At 67.3% G+C, this 16137-nt stretch carries 15 protein-coding genes and 1 pseudogene; 8 read left to right on the top strand and 8 right to left on the bottom strand.

Annotated elements, in window-relative coordinates; genetic code table 11:
* The first annotated feature begins 168 nt into the window (after window positions 1–168).
* Window positions 169–726 (top strand): hypothetical protein, encoded by a 558-nt coding sequence (locus WME89_RS06485; RefSeq protein WP_438008366.1) that lies wholly within the window; start codon window positions 169–171, stop codon window positions 724–726.
* Window positions 727–791: 65 nt separating this feature from the next.
* Here the strand turns inward: WME89_RS06485 and WME89_RS06480 are convergent, their stop codons facing one another.
* Window positions 792–1790, bottom strand: coding sequence for a hypothetical protein (locus tag WME89_RS06480; protein WP_438008365.1), 999 nt, complete (start codon window positions 1788–1790; stop codon window positions 792–794).
* Window positions 1791–2737: 947 nt separating this feature from the next.
* On the opposite strand from WME89_RS06480, the gene WME89_RS06475 reads away from it, so the two are divergent.
* On the top strand, window positions 2738–3508 hold the full coding sequence (locus WME89_RS06475; protein WP_438008364.1) for a formylglycine-generating enzyme family protein: 771 nt from the start codon (window positions 2738–2740) through the stop codon (window positions 3506–3508).
* Window positions 3509–4019: 511 nt separating this feature from the next.
* Here WME89_RS06475 and WME89_RS06470 read toward each other — a convergent pair.
* Window positions 4020–4652 (bottom strand): HupE/UreJ family protein, encoded by a 633-nt coding sequence (locus tag WME89_RS06470; RefSeq protein ID WP_438008363.1) that lies wholly within the window; start codon window positions 4650–4652, stop codon window positions 4020–4022.
* Between the two features lie 16 nt (window positions 4653–4668).
* Window positions 4669–5124, bottom strand: coding sequence for a DUF6640 family protein (locus WME89_RS06465; RefSeq protein ID WP_438008362.1), 456 nt, complete (start codon window positions 5122–5124; stop codon window positions 4669–4671).
* Between the two features lie 303 nt (window positions 5125–5427).
* Between WME89_RS06465 and WME89_RS06460 the strand changes: the two genes are divergently transcribed.
* Window positions 5428–6333, top strand: coding sequence for a LysR substrate-binding domain-containing protein (locus tag WME89_RS06460; RefSeq protein ID WP_438011905.1), 906 nt, complete (start codon window positions 5428–5430; stop codon window positions 6331–6333).
* Between the two features lie 115 nt (window positions 6334–6448).
* On the opposite strand, the gene WME89_RS06455 is transcribed toward WME89_RS06460, so the two are convergent.
* Window positions 6449–6988 carry a hypothetical protein gene (locus tag WME89_RS06455; RefSeq protein WP_438008361.1) on the bottom strand — a complete coding sequence of 180 codons (540 nt, stop codon included), beginning with the start codon at window positions 6986–6988 and terminating at the stop codon, window positions 6449–6451.
* Window positions 6989–7393: 405 nt separating this feature from the next.
* Between WME89_RS06455 and WME89_RS06450 the strand changes: the two genes are divergently transcribed.
* The 5 genes from WME89_RS06450 to WME89_RS06430 all read left to right on the top strand — a co-directional run bounded on the left by WME89_RS06450 (window position 7394) and on the right by WME89_RS06430 (window position 12960).
* Window positions 7394–8230, top strand: a complete 837-nt coding sequence (locus WME89_RS06450; RefSeq protein WP_438008360.1) for an AraC family ligand binding domain-containing protein — start codon at window positions 7394–7396, stop codon at window positions 8228–8230.
* A 255-nt stretch (window positions 8231–8485) separates the two neighbouring features.
* Entirely contained in the window at window positions 8486–9325 is an 840-nt protein-coding gene (locus tag WME89_RS06445; protein WP_438008359.1) for a family 16 glycosylhydrolase, read from the top strand.
* 410 nt (window positions 9326–9735) lie between these two features.
* Window positions 9736–10758, top strand: coding sequence for an SRPBCC family protein (locus WME89_RS06440; protein ID WP_438008358.1), 1023 nt, complete (start codon window positions 9736–9738; stop codon window positions 10756–10758).
* The gene (locus tag WME89_RS06435; RefSeq protein ID WP_438008357.1) at window positions 10755–11927 is read left to right on the top strand and encodes a zinc-dependent alcohol dehydrogenase; all 1173 of its coding nucleotides are present in this window, start codon (window positions 10755–10757) and stop codon (window positions 11925–11927) included. The genes WME89_RS06440 and WME89_RS06435 overlap by 4 nt, the downstream gene beginning before the upstream one ends.
* 472 nt (window positions 11928–12399) lie before the next feature.
* Entirely contained in the window at window positions 12400–12960 is a 561-nt protein-coding gene (locus WME89_RS06430) for a GNAT family N-acetyltransferase (RefSeq protein WP_438008356.1), read from the top strand.
* Here WME89_RS06430 and WME89_RS06425 read toward each other — a convergent pair.
* The 4 genes and pseudogenes from WME89_RS06425 to WME89_RS06410 form a co-directional block, all read right to left on the bottom strand.
* Window positions 12957–13121 carry a hypothetical protein gene (locus tag WME89_RS06425; RefSeq protein ID WP_438008355.1) on the bottom strand — a complete coding sequence of 55 codons (165 nt, stop codon included), beginning with the start codon at window positions 13119–13121 and terminating at the stop codon, window positions 12957–12959. The genes WME89_RS06430 and WME89_RS06425 overlap by 4 nt on opposite strands.
* Window positions 13122–13283: 162 nt before the next feature.
* Window positions 13284–14678 carry a hypothetical protein gene (locus WME89_RS06420; protein ID WP_438008354.1) on the bottom strand — a complete coding sequence of 465 codons (1395 nt, stop codon included), beginning with the start codon at window positions 14676–14678 and terminating at the stop codon, window positions 13284–13286.
* Window positions 14679–15333: 655 nt separating this feature from the next.
* Entirely contained in the window at window positions 15334–15723 is a 390-nt protein-coding gene (locus tag WME89_RS06415; RefSeq protein ID WP_438008353.1) for an RbsD/FucU domain-containing protein, read from the bottom strand.
* A 64-nt stretch (window positions 15724–15787) separates the two neighbouring features.
* Window positions 15788–15934 (bottom strand): annotated as a pseudogene (locus tag WME89_RS06410) (hypothetical protein); the annotation flags it as partial.
* Window positions 15935–16137 lie beyond the last annotated feature (203 nt).

Below are 16137 nucleotides of genomic sequence, written 5' to 3'. Positions count from 1 at the left end.
CGGCTGCCCCTTCACGGCGCTGCGGGTTGCGGCCGGCCCGAAGGGCACGGTGCTCGTGCGCGGCGTGCCCCTCGAACCAGCGCGCGTCCGCGGCGGCGATGGTGAGGGGCACTCTTCGTCGTGACCTGCTCGGCCGCCGTGGTATCGGTCGAGCTCCGCCTGGAGCGCATGACCATGATTGAGCCGAAGCTCGTTCACGTGGGCCCCTACCCCCTTCGGCTGACCGAGTTCTGGTACGAGGAGGGGGACGTCCGCGAGAAGCCCGGCTTCTTTGGGTACAACGCCGTCGCCCTCGTGGGGGTGAGCTTCGACTTCTACGTCATCGTCGGGCGAGGGCGGGACGAGGAGGAACGACGGCGGCACGTCGACGGATTCGTGAAGGGTAAGGCGCCGCTGCGTCACCTCCGCGAGAGCACGAGCTGGCAGGGCGTGGCGTTCGAGCAGCACCGATTGGAGGAGTGCACGAAGCTCGCCCCCGGGGCGGTGTACGAGCTGTTCCTCTGCGAGGCCTACGGAGACCTGCTTCTGTTCGGTTTCGGCTTCGTCGCGCCGCTCGAACAGGAGGAGTCCCTGCGGATGCTCTTCACGACGATGGTGAGCGGCGCCATCGTGGAGCGGGGCTATTCGCTCGACGGGGAGGGCGCCGGGAGCGATGGTGATGGCGGCGCTTCACGCGCCGCCGCAAAGCCCAAGCGAAGCTGGTGGACCCTGTTCCGGTGGCGGTAGCAGCGGTCATCAACCACCTACCGTGAAGCGTGGCGCCTCCGTGCTCCCGCGACCGGGAGCGCCGATCACAGCAGAAACGCGTAGCTGAGCGTCAAGCGCATCTGCATCCCCCAGCCGCCGCGGCCCTCGCGGCCGTCCGGGCGGGGCAGGTCGTCGAGGCGCGTCACGCGGAAACCCAGGATGTCCATGGTGATGATCCCGTGCTTCGTCATGTTCGCGTCGAAGCCGAGCCCCGCGTGGGCGCCGAGGTACGAGCGGTCTTCGCTCCAGCCCTCGCCGAGCATGATGGCGGTGCCGATGTTCGCGCCGAGGCGCAGGTAGGGCGACATCTGCGAGTCGAACGGGTGGATCGAGAGGTAGGGCCACGCGTAAAACTCGTGGCGGTACGCCTCGAGCTCCGGCGGTAACGGCTGCCCGGAGTTCATTTCGTCGTCGGCGCCGACGGTATAGGTGCCATCCACGCCGAAGCCGACGTAGGCCCAGGGCTGGAGGCGCACGCGCGCGCACTGGAGGAAGCGGATCTCTTCATCGGCAATGCCCAGCTGGAAGCCGATGCACCCGCCCACGCCGAGGTACGGGCGGAACCGGTAAGTCCAGCTTTCGCCGCCGCCGCCGCCGGAGTAATGCGGAGTCGGGACCGGGGTCGGCGCGGGCTGGATGGGAGGCGCGGGCTGGATGGGCGGCGGCGGCGGTGGAGGCTGCGGGATCTGGCCCTGGGCGTGGCCGCTGGCCTGGCCCTGGGCGCCGGCGCCGGCCTGGCCCTGCCCCTGGATGACCACCTGGGGGATCCATTTACCCGTCCAGGGATCCCACACCACCGTACCCCGCGTGCCGCCCTGAGCGCCGGCGCCGGCGTTGCCACCCGCGTTGCCTCCGGCGCTGCCTTGCGCGGGCCTGGATGGAGGGCAGTTGGTGCCCCAGCAGAGCTGCGCGCGGGCTTCGGGCGCAGCCGCGAGGAGCGCCGCCAGGGCAGCGGCAGAGAAGAGCCTGGCGCGGAGGCGCCGACGAGAAGAAGAAGGCGTGGTGTTCATGAGGTTCAGCGCGGAAGAAAGCGTCTGCTTCATGAATACGCTGCCGATCGCGAAAGCTTACCTCGAAACCGCCGCCGCTTCGCCGGCCGCGAGGTCCCGGTCGGCCCGGGCGAGGCGCGAGGCGGTGCTCACGGCAGGATCGCGACGCGCCGAGGCGGGCGTCGGGCGTAGCGGCGGTCGATCGCGCTCGGCGGGGAGATGCGTCTTTCAGGTGCTGTAACCGAGCCAGCGGTAGCGAGGGAGATCCTCACGCAACCTGGACTGCCGCTAGGAGCTCCGGAGTGCCGAGCGCGCGATCCCACCGACGGGATGACCTGGTCCGACGGGCCCACGTGCGCAGAGTGAGGCATCGTGCCTGAGCCGCGAGTCGACCCGGAAAGCGCAGGCCGTGCTGTGAGTACGACGTGCGCCGGCACGCCGCGCGGCTGAGGGCTCTGCATCGCCCTGCCGGGGCGAAGCCGGGCCGTTTTGGACGAGCTCCCGCAGACTGTGGAGTGAAGGCGGCCGCTTCGATGCATAGATAAATTATTGATATAGCGTCGTTTTCCCAGGAGGGCCGGATCGCATAGAAGAATGTTCTTGCAACCCAGGGCAGGTCCCAAAGGTGGGGCTTGACGTCTCCGAAACCCTTACACTTCCTTCTCCCTCCGTGATAGCGTGGCTTCATGGTGGCACGGTGGAAGGTTGGCTCGAGGTTGGACGCAACAAAGGGAAGCCGTGATTGGGCTTCGGCGGGCTGGTTGAGCTTCGTCGCTGCTCTTTCGTTCGCGTGTGGCGGCGCTGATGGCGCGACGGAAGGAACGGCGGGGGCGGGCGCGGCGGCTTCGGGAGGATCCACCTCCGCAGCTGGGGCAGGCTCAGGGAACGGTGGGAGCGCGAACGGGGAGGGGCCGATCGATGACTCTCCAAATCCGAGTTGTCAGGGGCTGCCGCGAACCTGCGGAATCAACGGTGACGCCAGTTGCTGCGAGTCCTTGCCCGTGCCCGCCGGCAGCTTCAATCGCTTCAATAACGCTGACTACCCAGCAACGGTGAGCGACTTTCGACTCGACACCTATGAAGTCACCGTCGGTCGCTTCCGAAGGTTCGTCGATGCGTACGCGCAGGACATGATCGGAGCCGGGTCCGGAAAGAACCCTAACAATCCGCTCGATACCGGCTGGGACGTCATTTGGAATGCCAATCTGCCGGAGGATAAGTCGAGGCTCATCGAGCTCATCACCCAGTGCAGTCTCGTATACAGCACCTGGGCGGGTGAAGACGATAAGCGGCCTATGAACTGCATCACCTGGTACGAGGCCGCGGCTTTCTGTGCCTGGGATGGGGGACGTTTGCCCACGGAGGCGGAATGGAGCTACGCGGCGGTCGGCGGGGACGAGCAGCGGCTGTTCCCGTGGGGCGGCACACAGCCCGGACCAAACGCCGACTTGGCGGTCTACGATTGCTTATACGGCTCGAACGGGTGCGACTTGGACTCGATTGCACCCGTCGGCTCGGTGCCGGCAGGCAAAGGCAGGTGGGGCCACTTCGACTTGGCGGGAAACGTGGCCGAATGGGGGTTGGACGCGCATGGCCCCTTTCCGGTGCCATGCACTGACTGCGCGTACCTCGAGCCGAAGCTCAATCGTGTGCAGAACGGCGGGAACTGGTTCAGCGTCCTCAGCAGCTTGTTTTTGAGCAAGCACTACAATTACACTTCCACGATTCACGACAGTTACATCGGCGTGCGCTGTGCGCGTGCCCGTAACTGACGCTCTGCTGAAGCTGACGTACCGCAGGGATTTCTTACCGCTCCTGCCGGTGTCTCGGTCGCGGGCGCGGATGACATAAGCGATCGAGGGCAGGTGGTGAGAACGAGCGTGTGCGCTGCGGGCGTGGATACGTACCTGTGGTCGGCGCGCAGCGGCTTCACCACTTTGGCCAGGTTGTCGGGCGCAACCATGAAGACGGCGGTGGCCGTGAACGAGCACGGCTAGCGGCCATGGGCGGTCCGTGCGCGGGAACGTTGTTCAGATGGCGGGCATGAGGTACGTGGTCTACACACGCGGGTACGGAGCATGCCAACAGGTTTGAGACAGGCCGGACGAGAATCCTATGAGTGGATGGCGCTGAGGGGCGCGTTCCGGCTCTGAGAGACGAGCGGTTCAGGTCCCTTCGTCGCCGGCATGATCCGACGCTCGCGCACCATGTCCATCCAGTCGCTGACCGCGTGGGCGCGCGCCCTCTTCGCCTCCCGCATCCGTCGCGGCGAGCCGCTTCCAGTCAGATGCCGGCCCCGCGCACCAGAAGGACCATCCCCGTCCCCATCACGGCGGCGCCGGCGTAGCGCAGCCCCCGCGACAGGGACTCTCGACCGGCGGCGAGCTCGCCGAGGACGAGACCGCAGAGATGAAGCGCGGTCGTGCTCAGCAGAAAGCCCATGGCATACAGCGCCGGGCTGACCGCACGAGGCATCTCCAGGCCGTGGGCATGTCCGTGAAAGACACCGAACATCGCCACGCATCCGGAGAGCAGGAACGGTGAGGAGCCACGGGTCGTGGTGACGATGCCGAGACCGAGCGCCGCGACCGACGCCGCGATGCAGAGCTCGCCCAGGGGCATGGGCCATCGCGCCATTCCCAGGAGACCGCCGACCAGCATCGCGGCGACGAACGTGGCGGGGATCCGGAGGAGGTGCTTTCCGCCGAGCTGCGAGCTGACGACACCGACGCTCACCATCGCGAGCAGGTGGTCCGCGCCGAACACCGGATGGAAGAGGCCCTTCAGAAATCCCGCATCGGCGCCGCCCGGGTGCGCCCAGCTCACGGAGGGCCACGAGACGAGCGTGGCGACGAGCAGGGCGCGCGCGCCGGGACATGAAGCCCGTCCCATCGTCTCTTGGATCGTGGATTTCATGAAGCGCCTCTCCTCGTCAGGCGTTCGCCACGCGCGCTGCCGTCGATGCAGGATCGCTGTGGAAGAGCTTGTAGGCGAGCGCCGCGAGCAAGAGCTCGGTACCTGCGATGAGCACGTTCGGGTAGAGCGGGACGCCCGCGACGACCGGGAGCGGCACGTCGGGTCCCGCGAGCAGGCTGGTCCCCGGGATGAGCCACGTGATGTAGAAGAAGGGCGTCCAGATGATGACGACGATCCAGGCCGCCACGTCGAACCCGACCTGCGGCTCCATGGACCGCCGCCACATCATCCACAGTCCGACGATCGTCACGCCACACAGGATGAGCAGCATGAGGGCGCCATGAAAGCGCGCATGCTCATGCCATGCAGGGTTGAACAGGTGGGTCTTATTCCAGTCCGCGCCGACAGCGGCGATGGCGCCGCTCGCCAGAACGAACGTGAGGACGACTCTTCCCAGGGTACTTCGGTTCATGGTGATAGGCTCCTGACTCTCGTTGGTGTCGCGGGTGTCCACGACGGTCACGTCCTGATGAATCACGGTGCCGGAGCTGACTTTCTCCGAACCAGGGTCTTCGCAGCTGCACAAAGCCAACGTCCCTGAGATCGATGCGACCGACATGGCCGTGAGCCCGAGCTTCTCCTTCCGAACATGATGATTCATGGGCTCTCCGCGGTGAATCGTCAAGACCATAGCCGCCCATTCACCAGAACAACAATATATTGATCCACTCGATCGATTTGATCTGCTGATTGGTCCATGGTACGGTCGAACGTCGTGGATCTACGACACCTTCGCTATTTCCTGGCCGTCGCCGAAGAACGCCATTTCGGCCGCGCCGCGCAGCGACTGCACATCGTTCAGCCGGCGCTGAGCATGCAGATTCGGGCGCTCGAAGACGAGATCGGCGGCGCGCTGTTCGTGCGGACGAGCCGGCGCGTGGAGCTGACCGAAGCCGGCGCATTGCTGGTCGTCGAGGCGCAGCGGGCGGTCGCGCAGGCGGAGCGGGCCAAGGCGATCGTCCAGCAATCGCTGCGCGGCGACATCGGCAAAGTTCGCATCGGTTACGCGGGCAACGCGATCTTCACTGGCAAGATGACGGACCACCTGCGAGCGTTCCGCAAAGCCCATCCTGCCGCGGAGGTCGAGCTGGGCGAGATGCCACCTTCGAGGCAGGCGGAAGCCGTGTTGACCGGCGAGGTTGACGTCGGCTACTGCCCGGCGTTCACTCTCAAGGCAGATCCGCGGTTGAGCGTCCAACCGATCGGCGCTTGGCCGCTGGTGGTCGCGATGGCAGAGGAGCACACGCTCGCGGCGCACAGGCGCGTGACGCCGAAGATGCTCGCCGGAGAGCCGCTCATCATGTTCCCATCGGAAGAGGCCGGTGGCGACGTGCTGAAGAGATTGATTCTCCTGATAGGGCGCGAGCCGAGCCGGGTCCACCGCGCCGACACCACCTTGAGCATGCTGTCGTTGGCCGGCGCAGGCCTGGGCGTGGCGCTGGCTCCAAAACCGCTGATCCAGGTGAAGGTTCCCCGCGTCGTCTATCGTCCGTTCGTCGCGCCGAAGGACGTCTTCGCCGAGCTGTTCCTGATCGGCCGCGCTGACGAGACCGCCGGCGCTGTACGCGCCTTCGTGAAGCTAGCATCCGGCTCCTCGGATCGGGCCACCTCGCGGTCGTAAGCTCCCTTTCGTCGATGTCGTCATGCACGCACAGAATGGATTCGATATCCAGCATATCCCGCGAGCGATGGACCGCCGCATCCTCCCGCTCGGGATGCAGGGCCGGCGCGGGGTCTCAGAGCGCCGAGAGGAACGCGACGAGCGCCGCATTGTCGGACCCATCATGAAAATAGGGGCGCCGGACCGCCAGGCCGCGCAGGCCCGGGACCTTGAAGCGGTTCATGTCCGCCCAGCGGCCGCTGATGAGCGCCCGGCCTGGATCCGTGGTCTTCACGAGCGCGCCCGAGCTCTTCTCCCGGAACGTGTAGAGCGGCAGATCCGCGGTCCGGCGCGACGCGTCGCTGACGCCGATATCCATGAGCCGGCCCTCCGAGTTGGTCCCGACGTTCGGGGTGTTGTGGCAGCTCGTGCACGTCGCCACCACCTCGGCGCGCCCGAGCTCGTCATTGAAGCCGGACACGCCGCGCATCATGACCTCGCGCGTGTTGAAGAGGCGCTCGCCCGCGGCGATCCGGGCGCGCGCCTGGCCCTCGGTCGCGCGCCACAGCCCGTCCGCCCCGCTCCGCACCGCGTCCACGGTGAAGCCCTCGGCCGCGAGGCCGCTCGCGATGGCCTGCGCCAGCCGCTCCTCGTCTTCGACCAACAGCACGCGCATGGCCCCCGAGGATGCCAGAGGATCCTGAGAGCTTCCTGAGAACTCGGCCTCTGCGGGAGGTCGAGCGCCGACGCTGCAGCTGCACCGGCGGGCTCGGCGGCCCGTCGTTCGGCCCCTTTCACCCGAGAAGCAACCCATCGGGTGGATCACCCAGGGGTGGGAGCCTCCACCGCGTGAGCCGCTACCGCCAGCCGTGGATCACCTCGAACAGCTACAGCATGGCTGTACGAGACGCGAGCAGCAGCGAGGGCTTGACTTCTCGGGAACCGTTGGCTGGTCCTGGCCCCCGCTCCTCGAAGCACATCCAGGAATGTGCGTTTGAAGGTCCCCGGCTGCCCAAAAGGGCCGCTGCACACCTCCAGCGCAGTGCTTCCCTGACCAGGCTGCACTATCCTTGGGCTTACCGTGAACCTGCTGTGGCAGTCGTTCCCCATGCCCGAAGGTCGACGCGCCCACGCCTGGCGATATCATCCCGCCTACAGGCGACCAGCCCATTTTCACGACGAACCGGAGTTCAATCTCGTCGTCCGCGGAACTGCCATCTTCCGCGTGGGGCACCGTCGCGTTCTGATGGGTCGCGGATCGCTGTTCTGGTATCCGCCCGGGCTGGATCACTATCTCGAAGACGCCAGCCCAGACCTCGAGCTCCACGTGGTAGGGTTCCGGCCCGAGCTGATCGATGCGTTCGCGCGCGAGCACGGCTGCGCGCCGAGCTTCTCTCGGCCTCAGCAGCGCCTTGACGGGGCCGCCTTGTCGGCTTGTGCAGACGCCATGGCCCAGGTGCCCAGCAGCCGCGACAACCCGGCTGTCGAAGGACGGCTGCTCGATTTGTTTGCAGCGCTGGCCCAGATGACACCTCCTCCGCAGGTGAGCCTTGGCCACCGAGCTGCGGCCCTGCTGCTCGAGGCGCCGAGCCTCCGCCGCGACGAGCTGACCCGACGCCTGGCCAGCAACCGCGGCGATGTGAGCCGCAAATTTCGCCGCGACCAGGGCCTGTCGTTGACGGAGTACAAGAACCGGCTGCAAACGCTGAAGCTCCTCGAGCTGCTCGAACAGGGCTGCAGCCACTTGACTCATGCGGCGCTCGAAGCCGGGTTCGGCAGCTACACGCGCTGTCACCAGGTGATCAGAGGGCTGCTGGGCATGGCGCCCAGCGCGCTCCTCGACCCAGGCACCCGGAAGCTGCTCGCCGACAGGTTGGAACCGTTGAGCGCACAGCACGATTGCCGAGATCCCGCGTAGCTCGCGCACCCGGACCCATCGTTTCCGGCACCGCTGCTCCGCGAATCGGCGTTCAGGCTGGGAAAACGCACAAAACTTGATGCTGGCCGTGCGGCGGCTGAGTACTCGCTCGGCATGCGAAGTCGATCAGCCCTTGCCTTGCTCGCGCTCCTGGCTCTTTCGGGGTGCTCCAACGACTCGCCGGATCCGGGCTCCTCCCCTGCCGCTGGTGGAGCTCCCCCCAGCACGGCGACGGGTGGTGCTGCTGGCGGCCCCATGACCGGTGGCAGTGGCGGCATGCCGCCAGAGACATCCACGACCGGTGGCGCCGGTGGTACGGGCGGCGCAGGGATGGGCGGCGCAAGCTCCGGTGCGACGAGCAGCGCAACTGCAGGCGGCACGGGTGGCGCCGCTGGGGGTGGCGCTGGGGATGGCAGCTTCGAGCTCGCCTGGGAAGATCCGTTCGACACCGTCGATCTCACTCGCTGGGAGCTGATGACCCACAGCTGGGACGGCAACCTCGCGCAGTTCACCGGCGAAAACGCCGCGGCCAGCGCCGGCATCCTGCATCTTTCGCTGACGGCAGCCAACGATACCAGCAAACCCTTCCGCGGCGTGGAAATGCGCTCTCGCGAGGCGCTGACCTACGGGAAAATAGAAGCGTCGGCTCGGTTTGCGCAGGGCTCCGCAGCCGTCTCTTCTCTGGTGCTCATTTATACCCCATGGCCCCCCGACGACTGGAACGAGCTCGACATCGAGTTTCTGGGCAAAGACGCCGATCGCATTCAGTTCAACCACATGGTGAACATCCCGCCCGCCGATCCAGCCACCGGCCACCTCCAGTTCCCCGAGCTCGTCACGTTGGACTTCAACCCCGCAGCGGGCTTTCACACCTATGCCATCGAATGGGTGCCCGGCGAGGCGCGCTTCTACGTCGACGGAGCGCTCATGCACACTGCCACCGAGGAGATGGGACGCATGGTCCTCCCTCAGAACATCCTCTTGACGATCTGGGCTTCTGGGTCGCCAGACTGGGCAGGCCCCGTGGACAGCAGCACCGCCCCCACGCGCGCCGAGTACGAATGGCTCCGCGTCTACCGCTACGTCGGTCCGTAGGTGCTTCGTGGGTTCCGAGCCGCTGAAAGCGGCTCGGACGCGCGCAGCTCATCCGAGCTCGCAGACGCCAGCGCGTGGACATGCCGACGGTCCCGCCGCCCCCGCCGCCGGTCGATCCGCCGGCCGAGGAGCCCCCGCCGGCGGCCGATCCGCTCCCGCCGAGGGCTTCCGCCCGGGTGATCGGCAACCTGTCTGTCTCGGCCACGCTGCCGGCGCGCGAGCTCGGACGCCCGCTGAACGCTCGCCGTGGCACGACTCGTGAACTGACGAGACGGCGCCTCACGCGCCGGCGAGCGAGGCGTGCGGCGATCCAACCCTCGAATCCCAAAAAGAAGAAGAAGGAGGAGGACGAGATGTCGACGACAGCTCCTCGAACACAGCCTTCCATCGGGCGCTCCGGTGAGAAGCGGATGAGCAATGGCCCAGCAGCGAGGACCCACGACCGCCGGGAGAGCGGCATACGCCGGCAAAGCACGCTGGGCCGTGGAGAGCGGCTCGCTCGGGGCCTGGGGTGGCTCAGCCTCGGCCTCGGGCTCGCGCAGGTCGCCGCGCCCCGCGCCGTCGCGAGGCTGATCGGCCTGCGCGAGAGCCCGCGCAACCGCCGGACGATCCGCGCGATCGGCGCGCGCGAGATCACGGCCGGGCTCGGCATCCTCTCGCGCCCGCAGCCCGCCGGCTGGCTGTGGACGCGGGTGGGATTCGACGTCGCCGACCTCGCGCTGCTGGCCTCGGCGCTGGGCGCGAAGCGCACGGAGCGGAACCGCGTCGTCGCGGCGACCGCGGTCACGGCAGGGTTTGCCCTCCTGGATACGCTCGCTGGGCTGCAGCTCCGCCGGAGCGCGGCTACCGGGGCTCCGGGCGCGCAAAGAGAACGAGCAGCGCAGGTGATCAGGGCAATCACGGTCGCTTGCTCGCCCGAGGACGCTCACCGCTTCTGGCGCGATCTCACCAACCTGCCGCGGTTCATGACATACCTCGACTCCGTGCAGCTCATCGACGAGCGGCAGTCCCGGTGGTTCCTGAAGGCGGCGGCAGGACCCGCGATGGAGCTCGACGCCGAGATCCTCGACGATCGCCCGGGAGAGCTCATCTCCTGGCGGGCGCTCGCCGGCACGAAGGTCGTGACCTCCGGCTCGGTGCGCTTCCGGCGCGCGCCCGGAGGGCGCGGTACGGAGGTCCGGCTCGAGATCGACCAGGCGCCGCCCGGCGGCCTGATCGGCGCCGGCGTTGCCCGGCTCGCGGGCGGGGCGATTGGCCTGCAAGCGGAGTCCGACCTGCGCCGCTTCAAGCAGTTGATGGAGATTGGCGAGGTCGTCCAGTCGGACGCCAGCGTCCACTGGGGCCCGCACCCGGCGCAGCCTCCCGAGGGCCGGAGAGAGCCCGAGCCGTCCAGGCAGAGCGCCTTCTCGAGCACCGAAGGAGCCGTCCGATGAGAGCCAATTGCTGGATTGAACCGAGGAAGGTCCGCGTCAAGGACGTGCCGGATCCGAAGATCCTGAATTCGAACGACGCCATCGTCCGGGTCACGTCGACCGCGATCTGCGGGTCCGATCTCCACCTCTTCAATGGCTTCGTCCCCACGATGGAGAAGGGCGACGTGCTCGGTCACGAGTTCATGGGCGAGGTGGTCGAGGTGGGCTCTTCGGTGAAGAACCTGAGCGTCGGCGACCGGGTGGTCGTCCCGTTCCCGATCGCGTGCGGGAGATGCGCCATGTGCCGGCAAGAGCTCTTCTCGGTCTGCGAGAACTCCAACCCGAACGCCTGGATGGCCGAGAAGCTCTGGGGCCACTCCCCGGCAGGCATCTTCGGTTACTCGCACATGCTCGGCGGCTACGCGGGCGGTCAGGCCGAGTTCGTGCGCGTGCCCTTCGCCGACGTCGGGCCGCTCAAGGTGCCGAGTCACCTCACCGACGAGCAGGTCCTCTTCCTCACTGACATTTTTCCCACGGGCTACATGGGCGCCGAGATGTGCGACATCCGGCCGGGCGACGTCATCGCCGTCTGGGGCGCGGGCCCGGTCGGCCAGCTCGCCATCGCCAGCGCCCGCCTCCTCGGCGCAGAGCGGGTGATCGCCATCGATCGCTTCGAGTACCGGCTCCGCATCGCCAGAGAGCGAGCGGGCGCGAGCGATACCATCAACTACGAAGAGGTGGATGTGCACGACGCGCTCGCCGAGCTCACCGGCGGTCGAGGCCCGGACGCGTGCATCGACGCCGTGGGCCTCGAGGCGCACGGACACGGCCTGATGTTCGCCTACGACCGCACCAAGCAGGCCTTGAAGCTGGAGACCGATCGCCCGATCGCGCTGCGCGAGGCCATCCGCGCCTGTCGCAACGGAGGCACGGTGTCCGTGATCGGCGTCTACGGCGGCTTCATCGACAAGTTCCCGATGGGCTCGCTCATGAACCGCTCTCTGACCCTCCGCACCGGCCAGTGCCATGTGCAGCGCTATCTGCGCCCGCTGCTGGAGCGCATCGAGAAGGGGGAGATCGACCCCAGCTTCGTCATCACCCACCGCATGCGGCTCGAGGACGCGCCGCAGGGGTACGAGCTGTTCGTCAACAAGCAGGATGAATGCCTGAAGGTCGTGCTGGCGGCGTGAAGGCTCGCCCCGTCCGCCGCGCGCGCGTACGCCGCGCGTACGCATGGACGCGGGCCAGCTCTGGATCCCATCTGTGCGAGCATGCGCGCCCTTCAACCCCTCTCGCTTCTCCTCGTCTTCCCGCTCGCCTCGGCCTGCTCCGGCACCGGCGCGAGCGGGGATGGCGTCGGCGGCAGCGGCGGCTCCCCGAGGACGGGCGCGGGCGGCTCGACCAGCGTCGGATCGACGTCCGATGTCAGCAGCCACTCCGGAGGCGAGTACAGTAGAGCGTAACCGCTGAGCCCAACAGGACACGCTTACCCGCGAACGTTACCAGGGTTTTCTGGATGGCACGGTCACGTCGTGGTCGTGCGATGATCTCGACCGAACGTCGGGGCGAGTGGTCACGTGCCTTCACAAAGGCGTTTGGCCCCCTACCCGCTCGAACCGACCTTGCCACCTCGGCGACGCTCGTGATAGTGTGATATTCCTGATGGCGATGATTGCGATAGAGACACCGCGCCTTCGTATCCGCCCCTTCACGCTGGAGGATCTCGAGCGTTGCCACGCCATCCTCGACGCCGGCCCGGACGGCGACTCCCTGGAGCAGCGCCGAGCGTGGTTGGAGTGGACGATCATGAGTTACGTTCAGCTCGAGCGCCTCTACGAGCCGCCGTATGGGGACCGGGCGATCGTCTGTGCGGACACTGGCGAGCTCGTCGGGGCCTGCGGGCTCGTGCCGTCGATGGGGCCCTTCGCGCAGCTGCCGGGAGAGGGCCGCGGGGCCGCGCCGCGCCGCGCCCGGTGCTCGCCTGAAGTGGGGCTCTACTACGCGCTCGACGAGGCGCACCGCGGGCGAGGCTTCGCCACCGAGGCGGCCCGAGGGCTCATCACGTGGGCGCGGGAACGGCTTGATCTCGGCCGAATCGTCGCCACGACCACGTATGATAATGAGCGGTCGATCAAGGTGATGGGGCGGCTCGGGATGAGGATCGAGCGCAACCCGTTTCCCGAGCCGCGCTGGTTCCAGGTGGTCGGCATCCTCGATCTCTAGCGCGTTGTCCCCTGTAAGCGTCTTCCCTGGAGCGCGGCGCGCGGCCGCCGCTCCTCGAACGCGATGTACCAGCGGTCGACGATCGTGACGAGGACGGCCGCGAGCAGGAACGACGTCGCCGCGCCGCTCGACACCGCCATGCCCGCGGCGGCGAGGCCCATCCCGAGGCACATCGAGCACCAGAGTCTCGACGAGCCAGAGCTTCCCGCCGAGCGGCCCTGTCACGACCACGCTGAAGGTGACCACAAGACCTGCTTGTGTCCCTCTTCATGTGAGCGCCGGAGGCGGAGCTATGCCTGCGGAGGCTGAAAACCTGGCTCCCGTCAGGGCATCGGGTACACGAGCGAGAGCCCGGCGACGCACATCTCGTCGAACGTATTCCCCTCGCCGTAGGCCACGTCGATCGTCGAGATCATATTCGCCTCCTTGAGCGCCTTGACCACGTACGGGTTCTCCGTCGAGTTATTGTACGTGCACCGGATCTGGAGCACATCGCCCGGCTCGAGCGTCGGGAGCGTCTCGATGGGCGCGTCGTACGAGTACGAGCGCTGCCAGGAGAACTCCCACTTCGGCGCGTGCGCCAGGCACTCCTCCTTGGGTTGATCGGGTGAGCCGTTCGCCCGCGTGACCGTCACCTTCTCGTCGAAGCCCAGGTAGTGCATGTGCAGAAATTCGCCATAGACGCGCGTGCCCGGCGGGAACGGCATCTCTTGCGATCCGGGCGAGTCCGGGGCCGGGACCGTGAACTGCTCCGTCTCCACGTGGTCCTTGCTGTCCGCGGGGATCAGGAACTCGACGCCGCTCTTGTCGCCCGGACCCGGTAGCAGCCCGAAGCCAAGCTGGCCGACCGGATCATCGAAGTTGCCGATCAGGTGGTACAGGAAGCCGTACTTCGGCTTCTCCTTGGTGAGCCTGAGCTGGATGCGCGTCAGGTCCGGGTCGGCCGTCGTGCCAGCGGGGTGGTAGTGGATCTGCATCATGAGGAGCGACCCCTTCTGGATCAGCTGACCTACCCCCTCGGGCAGATCGACCGGGTCGGCGCCGGGAGCCCAGGCTGTGAGCATCTGGAGCGATCCGATCTCCACGCCATTCGGGACCTCGCCGGCGCCACACGGAAAGCTCCCGTCGGGGCCGGCCAGGCTCGCGGACTTCCCCTCCGGATCGATGGCGATTATCCCGTGGTGAACGACCTTGTGGTTGCCGGGCACCATCTGTAGACCATTCAAGTACTGGTCCTCGGTGAGCCCGGGATCGATGATGAAGCAGCGGAACTCGTCCTGCTCACCGGAGGTGACGTAGGGCTCGTTCGGATGAACCTCGAGGGTCATGCCCGGCAGCTCGGGGCCCTTCGGCACGAACGAGGCGGGCGCGTCCTTCGGATCACCCTCGGGGGTGCCGGCCTTGCTCCAGGCCTCCAGCGTGCTGATCTCCTCGTCGGAGAGGCGGATGTCGCCCTTCCACGCGTGACGGGTCGAGCACTCGTCCGTGTCACGCACGGCGAAGGGCGGCATCGTGCCCGCCTTGGTCGCCTGGACCATGAGCGCCGCGACAGCCTTGGCCTCGTCGTACGCGGTAAGGCTGAAGGGCGCGATATTGCCCGCGGAGTGGCAGCCAATGCAGCTCTTCTGCAGGATGGGCTCGACGTCTTTGTGGAACGTGGGGCTACTCCCGGTAGCCTGGGGCTCCGTGGGCTCGTCGCCCCCGGAGCAGCCGGTCAACGAGGCGGCGGCTGGCAGGGCGAGGGCGAGGGTGAGGGCGGACAGCGAGACTCGGGCGACGGAACGCGAACGTACTGGAGCAGGCATGAGACCTCCGGGCAGCCGGATCCTTCACGAGCGGAGGGTCCGGGCGCTTGGCAAGGAGCCACGTCTTGTTCGACTGCGCTTCGAATATGTGTACTATGCATATAGTCGTCCCTTCCGGAGCGTCAAGAAATTTGTGCAAAATACACGGATCACAAAAAGGAAGCGCCGCGAGCTCCACGGAGCGCCGACACGCACGAACCCGATCGGTCGGGTGTCGCCTGCAATGACGTGCGCTCGCTGGAACGGCTGCGTTGGGTCCTGCTCCGACTGCGGAGTTCGCAGGTTGCCGGGACGCTGGCACAGAGGGGGGAGCTCGCGGCGCGCGTCGACGATCTGCCGGGTGGTAGCTCTGCCCAGTCTTACGAGCCCGTCGACGAGAGCAACGTCTACGCGACGGCAGCGCTCGATCTGGGCCTGCGCTTCTGAAGGAGAAGGCATCCCAGGGATGTCGCCCGGTTGATGTATCCCTGCAGGCCCGCGAGCCAGGCGGGATCCTGGCGCGCCTCGCGCCCAGGACGAGCCCGAGATGCTCGAGGATGGCGACGAGAACCTCGCGCTCGGAGATGCATCAGGCGGACTCGAGGATGAGGTTGCCGTACTGGGTGGTGTCGCCGGTGCGGATGAGGCCGATGGCGTGGGGGACGCGCTTCTTGAACGCGACGTGGGGCTCGAAGCTGATCGACAGGCCGGTCAGGGCGGCGAGGTGGCGTTCCAGTTTGTTGGGGGCGTTTGCGCCTTTGACCTCCTCGGCGGCGAAGACGCGGCCGATGACGAAATTCTCGCGCAGGGCGGTGACGACCTGCGCGACGGTAGGGACGTCGTCCACCAGCGAGAGATCGACAGTCTCGATCTCCGGCCAGAAGGGGAAGCCACGGTCGGCGATGACGAGGGTGTTGGTGTGGCGGACCCGGGCGAGGAGGCTCAGGACCGCCGGATTGAGGATTCCGGTCTTCAGCATGGCGGGGGTTGTTCGCGGATGCTAGCCGGGCGCGGGCGCGGCGCGCAATGGCCGGGCTGGGGGGAAGCGGCTTGCAGGCCGTGATGCGGGCGGCGTACTCGGCGTCATCGATGAGCAGGCTGATGGTGTTCTTCACCGCGTCGATCTCGATGAGGTCGCCGTCGCGCACGATGCCGATGGGGCCGCCGCGCGCGGCTTCGGGCGTGATGTGCGCCCAACGGGACACGCTTACCCGCTGAAATTACTGGAGTTTTCTGGATGGCACGACCACGTCGTGGTTGTGCGATGATGTCGACCGAACGTCGGGGCGAGCGGGCACTTGCCTCCGCAAAGGCGTTTGGACCCCTACCCACCCCGCCCACGGCAGGAGCAGGCGAGCACGTCTCGGAGGAGGACGCGGCGCAGGATCGGCGG

The organism is Sorangium sp. So ce321, assembly GCF_051530195.1.
Lineage (GTDB): Bacteria > Myxococcota_A > Polyangia > Polyangiales > Polyangiaceae > Sorangium.
Note: the sequence above shows the minus strand (reverse complement) of the source record. Positions and strands in the feature narration are given on the sequence as shown.

What these genes read in the sequence shown, in the direction of transcription:
- WME89_RS06440 (WP_438008358.1), top strand. Translation starts at nt 9,736, where the DNA reads ATGAGCAATGGCCCAGCAGCGAGGACCCACGACCGCCGGGAGAGCGGC.
- WME89_RS06485 (WP_438008366.1), top strand. Translation starts at nt 169, where the DNA reads ATGACCATGATTGAGCCGAAGCTCGTTCACGTGGGCCCCTACCCCCTT.
- WME89_RS06430 (WP_438008356.1), top strand. Translation starts at nt 12,400, where the DNA reads ATGGCGATGATTGCGATAGAGACACCGCGCCTTCGTATCCGCCCCTTC.
- WME89_RS06445 (WP_438008359.1), top strand. Translation starts at nt 8,486, where the DNA reads ATGACCGGTGGCAGTGGCGGCATGCCGCCAGAGACATCCACGACCGGT.
- WME89_RS06465 (WP_438008362.1), bottom strand. Translation starts at nt 5,124, where the DNA reads ATGAACCGAAGTACCCTGGGAAGAGTCGTCCTCACGTTCGTTCTGGCG.
- WME89_RS06425 (WP_438008355.1), bottom strand. Translation starts at nt 13,121, where the DNA reads ATGGGCCTCGCCGCCGCGGGCATGGCGGTGTCGAGCGGCGCGGCGACG.
- WME89_RS06455 (WP_438008361.1), bottom strand. Translation starts at nt 6,988, where the DNA reads ATGCGCGTGCTGTTGGTCGAAGACGAGGAGCGGCTGGCGCAGGCCATC.
- WME89_RS06470 (WP_438008363.1), bottom strand. Translation starts at nt 4,652, where the DNA reads ATGAAATCCACGATCCAAGAGACGATGGGACGGGCTTCATGTCCCGGC.
- WME89_RS06415 (WP_438008353.1), bottom strand. Translation starts at nt 15,723, where the DNA reads ATGCTGAAGACCGGAATCCTCAATCCGGCGGTCCTGAGCCTCCTCGCC.
- WME89_RS06435 (WP_438008357.1), top strand. Translation starts at nt 10,755, where the DNA reads ATGAGAGCCAATTGCTGGATTGAACCGAGGAAGGTCCGCGTCAAGGAC.
- WME89_RS06480 (WP_438008365.1), bottom strand. Translation starts at nt 1,790, where the DNA reads ATGAAGCAGACGCTTTCTTCCGCGCTGAACCTCATGAACACCACGCCT.